General features: G+C 51.3%; 8 protein-coding genes. 5 read left to right on the top strand and 3 right to left on the bottom strand.

Annotated elements, in window-relative coordinates; all coding sequences use genetic code 11:
- Positions 1-359: 359 nt before the first annotated feature.
- The 3 genes from pflB to ycaO form a co-directional block, all read right to left on the bottom strand.
- Positions 360-2,642: a formate C-acetyltransferase gene (gene pflB / locus FD428_RS13495; protein ID WP_012133023.1), complete on the bottom strand. Its 2,283-nt coding sequence runs from the start codon at positions 2,640-2,642 to the stop codon at positions 360-362.
- Between the two features lie 51 nt (positions 2,643-2,693).
- A complete protein-coding gene (gene focA / locus FD428_RS13490) occupies positions 2,694-3,554 on the bottom strand; it encodes a formate transporter FocA (protein ID WP_024130478.1) in 861 nt (286 codons plus the stop codon).
- 405 nt (positions 3,555-3,959) lie between these two features.
- Complete coding sequence (gene ycaO, locus FD428_RS13485; RefSeq protein ID WP_114848424.1) at positions 3,960-5,720, bottom strand: 30S ribosomal protein S12 methylthiotransferase accessory factor YcaO; 1,761 nt, start codon at positions 5,718-5,720, stop codon at positions 3,960-3,962.
- 409 nt (positions 5,721-6,129) lie between these two features.
- Here ycaO and serC point away from each other — a divergent pair, with 409 nt between their 5' ends.
- The 5 genes from serC (at position 6,130) to ihfB (ending at position 11,666) form a co-directional block, all read left to right on the top strand.
- Positions 6,130-7,218, top strand: a complete 1,089-nt coding sequence (gene serC, locus FD428_RS13480) for a 3-phosphoserine/phosphohydroxythreonine transaminase (RefSeq protein ID WP_012133020.1) — start codon at positions 6,130-6,132, stop codon at positions 7,216-7,218.
- A 70-nt stretch (positions 7,219-7,288) separates the two neighbouring features.
- Positions 7,289-8,572 carry a 3-phosphoshikimate 1-carboxyvinyltransferase gene (gene aroA, locus FD428_RS13475; protein ID WP_110494422.1) on the top strand — a complete coding sequence of 428 codons (1,284 nt, stop codon included), beginning with the start codon at positions 7,289-7,291 and terminating at the stop codon, positions 8,570-8,572.
- A gap of 181 nt (positions 8,573-8,753) precedes the next feature.
- Positions 8,754-9,437 (top strand): (d)CMP kinase, encoded by a 684-nt coding sequence (cmk, locus tag FD428_RS13470; protein WP_012133018.1) that lies wholly within the window; start codon positions 8,754-8,756, stop codon positions 9,435-9,437.
- Positions 9,438-9,550: 113 nt separating this feature from the next.
- Positions 9,551-11,224 (top strand): 30S ribosomal protein S1, encoded by a 1,674-nt coding sequence (gene rpsA, locus FD428_RS13465; protein ID WP_012133016.1) that lies wholly within the window; start codon positions 9,551-9,553, stop codon positions 11,222-11,224.
- Positions 11,225-11,381: 157 nt separating this feature from the next.
- On the top strand, positions 11,382-11,666 hold the full coding sequence (ihfB, locus tag FD428_RS13460; RefSeq protein WP_000167332.1) for an integration host factor subunit beta: 285 nt from the start codon (positions 11,382-11,384) through the stop codon (positions 11,664-11,666).
- The last annotated feature ends 316 nt before the right edge of the window (positions 11,667-11,982 follow it).

Genomic DNA, 11,982 nt, shown 5'->3' with positions numbered 1-11,982 from the left:
ATGGCCGACTTAAATATGTGAGCGGGGGTGTTAACAATTATGCAAACAAAAAAAGCCCCTGAGATCGGGGCTTTTGTCGTTGATGTGGTCAATATGTGGACGTGCTTTGAAATAATTCCTTTTATTTCATTACGTTATGTCTTATAGAGAGTCACCAATAACTGACATTGCGGTGTTTCTCCAGATGTGGCCCATCCGGGGCCGTGTTAGTGCACAGTTATTAACTGTGTCGAGTCTGTTTTGGCAGTCATCCATTGAGTATAGATAGCTGGCGAAAGAGACTTAGTTGTTAAAAAGGCCCCACTTACGTGGAGCCTTTATTGTACGCTTTTTACAGTACGATTTCAGTCAAAACCCAATTACATGGTCTGAGTGAAGGTACGAGTAATAACGTCCTGCTGTTGTTCTTTAGTCAGGGAGTTAAAACGTACTGCGTAACCTGATACACGGATGGTCAGCTGCGGATATTTTTCCGGGTGTTCCATCGCGTCCAGCAGCATTTCACGGTTCATCACGTTCACGTTCAGGTGCTGACCACCTTCGATGGACGCTTCGTGGTGGAAGTAACCATCCATCAGACCCGCCAGGTTGGTTTTACGTACTTCGTCGTCTTTACCCAGAGCGTTCGGAACGATAGAGAAGGTGTAAGAGATACCATCTTTAGCGTAAGCAAACGGCAGTTTTGCAACGGAGGTCAGAGAGGCAACAGCACCTTTCTGGTCACGGCCGTGCATTGGGTTAGCACCCGGTCCGAACGGCGCGCCAGCACGACGACCGTCTGGGGTGTTACCGGTTTTCTTACCATACACAACGTTAGAAGTGATGGTCAGAACAGACTGAGTCGGGATAGCGCCACGGTAAGTGGTCAGTTTCTGAATTTTCTTCATGAAACGTTCTACCAGGTCAACCGCCATGTCATCAACGCGAGAGTCGTTGTTACCAAACTGCGGGTATTCGCCTTCGATTTCGAAGTCTACAGCCAGGCCGTCTTCGTCACGAATCGGTTTAACTTTCGCATATTTGATTGCAGACAGGGAGTCAGCAGCAACGGACAGACCTGCGATACCACACGCCATGGTGCGGATAACGTCACGGTCGTGCAGCGCCATCAGAGAGGCTTCGTAGCTGTACTTGTCGTGCATGTAGTGGATAACGTTCAGCGCGGTGACATACTGTTTAGCCAGCCAGTCCATGAAGTGATCCATGCGGTCCATCACTTCGTCGAAGTTCAGAACGTCGCCTTTGATCGGTTCAGATTTAGGACCAACCTGCATTTTCAGTTTTTCATCAACGCCGCCGTTGATTGCGTACAGCATGGTTTTCGCCAGGTTTGCACGCGCACCGAAGAACTGCATTTGTTTACCAACAACCATCGGGCTTACGCAGCAAGCGATAGCGTAGTCATCGTTGTTGAAGTCTGGGCGCATCAGGTCATCGTTCTCGTATTGCAGAGAAGAGGTGTCGATGGACACTTTAGCGGCGAATTTCTTGAAGTTCAGCGGCAGTTTTTCAGACCACAGAACGGTGATGTTCGGCTCAGGAGACGGACCCATGGTGTACAGGGTGTTCAGGAAGCGGAAGCTGTTTTTGGTAACCAGAGTACGGCCGTCAACGCCCATACCGCCGATAGATTCAGTTGCCCAAATCGGGTCGCCAGAGAACAGTTCATCGTATTCCGGCGTACGCAGGAAGCGAACCATACGCAGTTTCATGACCAGGTGGTCAATCATTTCCTGTGCGTCTTGTTCGGTGATTTTGCCTGCTTTGATATCACGTTCGATGTACGCATCCAGGAAGGTGGATACGCGACCGAAGGACATTGCTGCGCCGTTCTGAGACTTAACAGCGGCCAGGTAGCCGAAGTAGGTCCACTGGATAGCTTCCTGAGCGTTGGTAGCCGGACCAGAGATATCGCAGCCGTATTTAGCCGCCATCTCTTTGATCTGACCCAGCGCGCGGTGCTGTTCAGCAATTTCTTCACGCAGACGGATAGTCGCTTCCAGGTTTACGCCGTTTTCCAGGTCAGACTGCAAAGAGACGAACTGGGCGTATTTGTCTTTCATCAGGAAGTCGATACCGTACAGCGCAACGCGACGGTAGTCACCGATGATACGGCCACGGCCATACGCATCCGGCAGACCAGTCAGAACACCGGATTTACGGCAGTTCAGAATGTCTTTGGTATAAACATCGAATACGCCCTGGTTGTGGGTTTTGCGGTATTCGGTGAAGATTTTTTTCAGCATCGGGTCCAGCTCGCGATTGTACGCTTTGCAGGAACCTTCAACCATTTTGATACCACCGAACGGGATGATCGCACGTTTCAGCGGAGCTTCAGTTTGCAGACCAACGATTTTCTCAAGCGCTTTATTGATGTAGCCAGCGTCGTGAGAAGTGATGGTAGAAGCAACGGAGGTGTCAAAGTCAACAGGCGCGTGAGTGCGGTTTTCCTGTTTAACGCCTTCCATTACGCTGTCCCACAGTGCAGTGGTCGCATTCGTCGCGCCAGCCAGGAAGGACTCATCACCCTCGTACGGAGTGTAGTTTTTCTGAATGAAGTCACGGACGTTTACTTCATTCTGCCAGTCACCTTTGGTAAAACCTTCCCAGGCTGTGGCTAACTTTTCATTAAGCTCGGACATGTAACACCTACCTTCTTAAGTGGATTTTTTATTTACTGCGTATAACGCTCATCAGCAATGATGATCGTCGCCACGCAGGTAAATGACCCAGTATGTCAACCCGACCAATAAACCGCCGCCGATAATGTTACCGATTGTGACCGGAATCAGGTTATCGGTGATGAAATTCATCACGGTCAGGTGAGAAAAACTTTCCGGACTGGAGCCCACTGCGGCCCAGAATTCCGGTGTGGCGAAGTCACGGATTACAATCCCCATCGGAATCATAAACATGTTTGCGATGCTGTGCTCAAAACCGCTGGCAACAAACATGGCGACGGGCAATACCATGATAAACGCTTTGTCCATCAGGCTACGACCCGAGTAGCTCATCCACACGGCCAGGCAAACCATCAGGTTAGCCAGGATACCCAGGCAGACAGCTTCAATAAAAGTATGATGCATCTTGTGGTCGGCGGTTTGCAGGACGTTAAGCCCCCATCCGCCGTTGGCGGTCATATACTCGCCGGAAAGCCACATCAACAACACAAAGAGCAGACAACCGATCAGGTTACCAAAATAAACGTTGAGCCAGTTTTTTGCCAGTTGGCCCCATGTGATTCGGCCGCTCGCTTTCGCGACAACAATCAGCACTGTTGATGTGAAAAGATCTGCGCCGCAGATAACACAGAGAATCAGCCCCAGCGAGAAGCAGATGCCTCCAACCAGTTTCGCCATACCAAAAGGCATTGTGCCTGTACCGGTTGTGGCGGTGATATAGAAAACAAAGGCAATGGAAATGAACACACCCGCGGTAATCGCCAGATAGAAAGTCTTCAGCGGATGTTTCGTTGCTTTATAGACACCTGCCTCTTCGGCCACTTTGGCCATTGCAGCAGGGAGTAATAGATCAAAAGGGTTGTCAGCTTTCACACTAACTCTCTCTTTATTAAGTCGGCGACGAGATACTAACAAAGCATTATAGATGAGAATTTGATATAGATCATATCTCGCCTGGCTTATAGGCCCGCAAGATGCGTGGTTTTTACGCGATTGCGGTGTAAATATTTGATTATCCAAATAAAAATAAATTTTAAAAATTATAAAGTGAGTTGAATTTTTTCGCTGAGCCTCCCCGATGGCAGTTAATTAAAATGGAGTAATTGGCAAATAAAGTAACACCAGCACATTAATATCTGTAATATCAACTACCAATATTTAACCTTGTTATTACATTTATTTTCGTTTGCCAAAAAAATAAAAAAACAGGGCGCATAAAGCGCCCCGTAATATAGCTCAGTCGATTGTTTAAACCTACCTACAGTAGGTTATTCGCTTCTATTTTGACCAGTGAGCGGCCTTGGCGCGCTGCAATTTCTCATAGGCTTTCAGCAGAGACTGATGTGAGGCGAAAGCATGCAGATCGCTATCAACCGCTTGCAGCCCATAAAATGCCGCTTCGCCACTCAGTGCCGCGCTGGCCGCTTCAACAGCTTCGGCGCCATACATCCGAACGAAAGCATTCAGGTATTGCAGCGGTTCGCGGTCTTCTTCCTGCGCCAGAAGCAGCAGCGTTTGCAGACAGCGGTAGTAGTTCGCACGTTCAGCGCTAAAGATGGAGGCGTTGAATTCCATCGTCCACTCTGTCCAGATCAGCGCCTGCTCCAGATCGCCGCCAGCCAGCGCCAGCATTGCTTTAAGCTCACCGATGCGCAGGGTATACCAGCCATTATCCGGGCCTGTCGCCAGACCAAGTAACTCGCGCACGCGGGTAAAGTCATCAAAGCCTTCTTCATCTAATTGTTCAATCAGATTGAGGTAAGCCTCTTTCTCCCATGCGCTGCCCGGCAGGGCAAGGAGGGTTTCGCGCAGATGGCTTCCCATGCTGTTGTTGGCGAGCCACAGATCTTCTGCCGGATAAATATCAGACATGCCCGGCACAATAATGCGGCAGGCATAAACGCCGAGGTGCTCATAGTCGGCAATATAGACCTCTTTATCTTCCGCATTGAAGATTGCCATCAGCGTGGCGAACTCTTCTTCCGTGGTGCCGGAGAAACTCCAGTCAGCAAACGGATAGTCGGCATCCTGCTTGAACAGATCCCAGGAGATCAAACCGCTGGAGTCAATGAAGTGCGTCTCAAGGTTAGTATGTTCAGCCACTTCTTCGTCGTCGAACGTTGGCGGGGTAAAGACATCAAGATCTTTCAGCCCACGGCCCTGCAACAGCTCGGTGACGGTACGCTCCAGCGCAACGCCGAAATCAGGATGCGCGCCGAAGGAGGCGAAGCAGGTGCCGTTGGCCGGGTTGAACAGGACGACGCAGATAACCGGATACTGACCGCCCAGCGAGCCGTCATAAGCGAAGATTGGGAAACCTTCCGCCTCCAGCTTAGCGATGGCCTCTACCACTGCCGGGTAGCGTGCCAGCACATCGGCTGGAATTTCCGGCAGGCTAATGCTTTCGGCGATGATGCGGTTTTTAACATGACGTTCGAACACTTCAGACAAACCCTGCACACGCGCTTCGTTGCGGGTGTTACCGGCCGACATTCCGTTGGAAACGTACAGGTTGCCGATAATGTTCATCGGAATATACACGGTGTGATTATCAGACTGGCGGGTAAACGGCAGGCCGCAGATACCGCGATCTTCGTTACCGGATTGCAGATCGATAAGCATGCTTCCGGCCAGCTCGTTTTCCGGGTCGTAGAACGCGCGCAGACGGTCATCCAGTAACCCTTCCGGCAGGGCGTCGTCATCGGTTAGCGGGAACCATTTTTCATTCGGATAATGCACGAACGGGCCATTGGCGATGGTTTCACCCAGCCAGAAATCGGCGAAGAAATAGTTGGTGGACAGACGCTCAAAATATTCACCCAGCGCGGAAGCCAGCGCGGCTTTTTTGGTTGCGCCTTTGCCGTTGGTAAAGCACAACGCGCACTCTTTGTCGCGAATATGCACCGACCAGACGTTAGGCACCGGATTCAGCCAGGAGGCCTCTTCAATATGAAAACCGAGGTCGAGCAGTTTTTGCTGGAAGCGAGCGATGGAATCTTCCAGGGCGGCGTCTTTGCCGAGGATAAATGTTTGCGTCATGAAAATCACTTTTGTCGTACGGAAAGCGCGCAATGATACGGGTTTTATGTTGACGGCGCTATCGCCGCCGCCCCGGCAGCGTAAATAAAAGTGCGTAGTAGCGTCGTTCCTGTGAATGCCGGGGATCGTCAATGACGCCCGCGAGGCGCAAATCCAGAATGGTCGAAGGCCAGCCGGGTAAAACGGGCTACCTGACAGCGAATCTATCGGTTTTATGTCGTCAATCCGATAGATTCTGTTGTGTGACGTAGCGCGCATTTTTGGCCTGATGAGTTTTACCCATTGCGGCGCGTGTCACTGAATGATAAAACCGATATCCACAGGAATAACTTATACCCAATATCCGTCGTCCTGCCTTGCGCAGACGTTCGGGTGTTGAGGCGATAATAACGCAACGTGGTGAGGGGAAATGGCTCAGGTCTTCAATTTTAGTTCAGGTCCGGCAATGCTACCGGCGGAAGTGCTTAAACTGGCTCAACAGGATCTGCGTGACTGGCACGGTCTTGGCACGTCAGTAATGGAAATTAGCCACCGCGGCAAAGAATTTATCCAGGTCGCAGAGGAAGCGGAACAGGATTTTCGCGATCTCCTCAGCATCCCCTCCAACTACAAAGTATTGTTCTGCCACGGCGGCGGCCGTGGGCAGTTTGCGGCAATTCCGTTAAATATTCTGGGCGATAAAACGTCGGCGGATTACGTTGATGCCGGTTACTGGGCGGCCAGCGCCATCAAAGAAGCGAAAAAATACTGTTCGCCAAACGTGATTGACGCCAAAGTCACGGTTGACGGTCTGCGTGCGGTCAAACCGATGAGCGAGTGGCAGCTTTCTGATAACGCCGCTTACGTTCATTATTGCCCGAACGAGACTATCGACGGCATCGCAATTGATGAAACGCCGAATTTTGGTTCGGATGTCGTTGTGGCTGCGGATTTCTCATCCACAATTCTTTCCGCGCCGCTGGATGTGTCGCGTTATGGCGTGATCTACGCCGGGGCGCAGAAAAACATCGGCCCGGCGGGGCTGACAATTGTGATTGTGCGTGAAGATCTGTTAGGTAAAGCGAACATCGCTTGCCCGTCTATCCTTGATTACACCGTGCTGAACGACAACGACTCGATGTTCAATACCCCGCCGACCTTTGCCTGGTATCTTTCTGGCCTGGTGTTCAAATGGCTGAAAGCGCAGGGCGGCGTTGCGGCGATGAACAAAATCAATCAGCAAAAAGCGGAACTGCTGTATGGCGTGATTGATAACAGTGATTTCTACCGTAACGATGTGGCGAAATCGAATCGTTCACGTATGAACGTGCCTTTCCAGCTAGCGGACAGCGCGCTTGATAAAGTCTTCCTGGAGGAATCTTTCGCTGCGGGTTTGCATGCGCTGAAAGGTCATCGCGTGGTGGGCGGAATGCGCGCCTCTATCTATAACGCAATGCCGCTTGAAGGCGTGAAGGCGTTGACGGATTTCATGGTCGATTTCGAGCGTCGCCACGGCTAATTCGTTTTCTTTTTTCATCCCCACAGCCAGCCTGTGGGGTTTTTATTTCTGTTTTTGAGAGTTGAGTTTCATGGAATCCCTGACGTTACAACCCATCGCGCGGGTCGATGGCACCATCAATCTGCCTGGCTCCAAGAGTGTTTCGAATCGCGCTTTGTTACTGGCGGCATTAGCAAGCGGCACCACTGTTCTGACAAACCTGCTGGACAGCGATGATGTTCGCCATATGCTGAACGCGCTGAGTGCGTTGGGGGTCAGTTATACCCTTTCCGCCGACCGTACCCGCTGTGAAATTACCGGGCAGGGCGGCGTATTACATGCCGAAGGCGCGCTGGAACTGTTCCTGGGCAATGCGGGAACGGCGATGCGTCCGCTTGCCGCCGCGCTGTGCCTGGGGGCAAATGATATCGTGCTGACCGGTGAGCCTCGCATGAAAGAGCGCCCGATCGGTCATCTGGTCGATGCGCTGCGTCAGGGCGGTGCGAAGATTGATTATCTGGAGCAGGAAAACTATCCGCCTCTGCGTCTGCGCGGCGGTTTTAGCGGCGGTCACGTTGAGGTTGATGGCAGCGTCTCCAGTCAGTTCCTCACCGCGCTGCTGATGACCGCGCCGCTTGCGCCGCAGGATACGACGATCGCAATTAAAGGCGATCTGGTGTCCAAACCGTATATCGACATCACGCTGAACCTGATGAAAACATTCGGCGTTGAGGTTGAGAACCAGAATTACCAGCGTTTTGTGGTGAAAGGGGAGCAGCAGTATCATTCACCGGGTCAATATCTGGTGGAAGGCGACGCGTCATCCGCTTCTTATTTCCTTGCCGCTGGCGCCATTAAAGGCGGAACGGTAAAAGTGACGGGGATTGGCCGCAACAGTATGCAGGGCGATATCCGCTTTGCCGATGTACTGGAGAAGATGGGCGCCACCATCACCTGGGGCGATGACTTCATTGCCTGTACGCGCGGTGAACTGAACGCTGTGGATATGGACATGAACCATATCCCGGATGCGGCGATGACCATCGCCACGGCGGCGTTGTTTGCTAAAGGCACCACCACGCTGCGTAATATCTATAACTGGCGTGTAAAAGAGACTGACCGCCTGTTTGCGATGGCGACGGAACTGCGTAAAGTCGGCGCTGAAGTAGAAGAGGGGCATGATTTCATTCGTATCACGCCACCGGCTCAGTTGCAGTTTGCCGAAATCGGCACCTATAACGATCACCGTATGGCGATGTGTTTCTCGCTGGTTGCGTTGTCGGATACGCCGGTGACGATTCTCGATCCGAAATGTACCGCTAAAACCTTCCCGGATTACTTCGAACAACTGGCGCGTATTAGTACGCCTGCCTGATAAAAGTAAAACATTGTCATCTTTTGGGCTGGCTCTTCGCCAGCCCGCTATAATTGCGCAAATCTTCCTCATCTGATGACAGACAAAATGGGTTTTTGCATACAAAGATAACGATTGTGAGCGTTGGCGCGTATAATGCGCGGCGTTCACGTTAACGGTATGCCTGTTTAAGGAGAAAAAGATGACGGCAATTGCCCCGGTAATTACCATTGATGGCCCAAGCGGTGCAGGTAAAGGCACCTTGTGCAAGGCAATGGCGGAAGCATTGCAATGGCATCTGCTGGACTCGGGCGCGATTTATCGTGTACTGGCGCTGGCGGCCTTACATCATCATGTTGATGTCACCTCTGAAGACGCTCTTGTACCGCTTGCGTCTCATCTGGATGTTCGTTTTGTCTCAACCAATGGCAATCTGGAAGTCATTCTGGAAGGGGAAGATGTGAGCGGGGAAATCCGCACGCAAGAAGTCGCGAACGCGGCATCTCAGGTCGCTGCATTCCCGCGCGTGCGCGAAGCGCTTTTGCGCCGCCAGCGTGCGTTTCGCGATGCGCCAGGGTTGATTGCCGATGGCCGCGACATGGGAACGGTGGTATTCCCTGATGCGCCAGTAAAAATTTTCCTGGATGCGTCTTCTGAAGAACGCGCTCACCGCCGTATGCTACAGTTGCAGGAGAAGGGCTTTAGTGTTAACTTTGAACGCCTTTTGGCCGAGATAAAGGAACGTGACGACCGCGATCGTAATCGCGCTGTCGCGCCATTGGTTCCTGCTGCCGATGCTTTAGTTCTGGATTCTACCCGATTAAGCATTGAGCAAGTGATTGAAAAAGCGTTACAATACGCGCGCCAAAAACTGGCACTCGCTTAAGTGCGACCGAATTTGTAGTACCCCCGCTGCAATGGATTGACAGTGGGTATGTGAAACAACCCCATCCGGCATGGAGCCAGGTGGACGTTAAATATGAAACCTGAAGATTAAACATGACTGAATCTTTTGCTCAACTCTTTGAAGAGTCCTTAAAAGAAATCGAAACCCGCCCGGGTTCCATCGTTCGCGGCGTTGTTGTTGCTATTGATAAAGATATCGTACTGGTTGACGCTGGTCTGAAATCTGAATCCGCCATTCCGGCTGAGCAGTTCAAAAACGCCCAGGGCGAACTGGAAATCCAGGTTGGCGACGAAGTTGACGTTGCTCTGGATGCAGTAGAAGACGGCTTCGGCGAAACCCTGCTGTCCCGTGAAAAAGCGAAACGTCACGAAGCCTGGATCACGCTGGAAAAAGCTTACGAAGATGCTGAAACTGTTACCGGTGTTATCAACGGCAAAGTTAAGGGCGGCTTCACTGTTGAGCTGAACGGTATTCGTGCGTTCCTGCCAGGTTCCCTGGTAGACGTTCGTCCGGTGCGCGACACGCTGCACCTGGAAGGCAAAGAGCTTGAATTCAAAGTCATCAAGCTGGATCAGAAGCGCAACAACGTTGTGGTTTCCCGTCGTGCCGTTATCGAATCCGAAAACAGCGCAGAACGCGATCAGCTGCTGGAAAACCTGCAAGAAGGCATGGAAGTTAAAGGTATCGTTAAGAACCTCACTGACTACGGTGCATTCGTTGATCTGGGTGGCGTTGACGGCCTGCTGCACATCACCGACATGGCATGGAAACGCGTTAAGCATCCGAGCGAAATCGTAAACGTTGGCGACGAAATCACTGTTAAAGTGCTGAAGTTCGACCGCGAGCGTACTCGTGTATCTCTGGGCCTGAAACAGCTGGGCGAAGATCCGTGGGTAGCTATCGCTAAGCGTTATCCAGAAGGTACCAAACTGACTGGTCGCGTGACCAACCTGACCGACTACGGCTGCTTCGTTGAAATCGAAGAAGGCGTTGAAGGCCTGGTTCACGTTTCCGAAATGGATTGGACCAACAAAAACATCCACCCGTCCAAAGTTGTTAACGTTGGCGATGTAGTGGAAGTTATGGTTCTGGATATCGACGAAGAACGTCGTCGTATCTCCCTGGGTCTGAAACAGTGCAAATCCAACCCGTGGCAGCAGTTTGCGGAAACCCACAACAAGGGCGACCGTGTTGAAGGTAAAATCAAGTCTATCACTGACTTCGGTATCTTCATCGGCCTGGACGGCGGCATCGACGGCCTGGTTCACCTGTCTGACATCTCCTGGAACGTTGCAGGCGAAGAAGCAGTTCGTGAATACAAAAAAGGCGACGAAATCGCAGCAGTTGTTCTGCAAGTTGACGCAGAGCGTGAGCGTATCTCCCTGGGCGTTAAACAGCTCGCAGAAGATCCGTTCAACAACTGGGTTGCTCTGAACAAGAAAGGCGCTATCGTAACCGGTAAAGTTACTGCTGTTGACGCTAAAGGCGCAACCGTAGAACTGGCTGACGGCGTTGAAGGTTACCTGCGTGCTTCTGAAGCATCCCGTGACCGCGTTGAAGATGCGACTCTGGTTCTGAGCGTTGGCGACGAAGTTGAAGCTAAATTCACCGGCGTTGATCGTAAAAACCGCGCAATCAGCCTGTCTGTTCGTGCGAAAGACGAAGCTGACGAGAAAGATGCAATCGCAACTGTTAACAAACAGGAAGATGCAAACTTCTCCAACAACGCAATGGCTGAAGCTTTCAAAGCAGCTAAAGGCGAGTAATTCTCTGAAACTTCGGGTGTTTTATCCCGAAGTTTGATGAGTTTACTTGACAGATTACAAGATTCGTCCTGTAATCAAGCACTAAGGGCGGCTACGGCCGCCCTTAATCAATGCAATAACAGCAGCAGCCAATTTGCTTACAGGAACCGGAGGAATCATGACCAAGTCAGAATTGATTGAAAGACTTGCAACCCAGCAATCTCACATTCCCGCGAAAGCGGTTGAAGATGCAGTAAAAGAGATGCTGGAACATATGGCCTCGACTCTTGCGCAGGGCGAGCGTATTGAAATCCGCGGTTTCGGCAGCTTTTCTTTGCACTACCGCGCACCTCGTACCGGACGTAACCCGAAGACTGGCGATAAAGTAGAACTGGAAGGAAAGTATGTTCCGCACTTTAAGCCGGGTAAAGAACTGCGCGACCGCGCCAATATTTACGGTTAAGTTTTAACGAAAAACTTGATCCAGAAAAAAGCACCTGAAAGGTGCTTTTTTCATTTCTGTATTCCGACAGGAAAAGAGACTTTAACGCCACCATCTGGCATAAACCTACGCCTGATGGCGCTACGCTTATCAGGCCTACAGATATGTTCCCGTGACTCCGTAGGCCGGATAAGACGCTTCGCGTCGCCATCCGGTACAAAGTAGCGCCTGATGGCGCTACACTCATCAGATCTACAGATACGTGCTCGTAGGCGTAACTGGAAAACCTCTCGCATTTTTATGTGCATCTTGCATTCCCAACGCGAAAACCACGGAA

The organism is Citrobacter sp. TBCP-5362 (assembly GCF_005406305.1).
GTDB classification, from domain to species: domain Bacteria; phylum Pseudomonadota; class Gammaproteobacteria; order Enterobacterales; family Enterobacteriaceae; genus Citrobacter_B; species Citrobacter_B koseri.
Note: the sequence above shows the minus strand (reverse complement) of the source record. Positions and strands in the feature narration are given on the sequence as shown.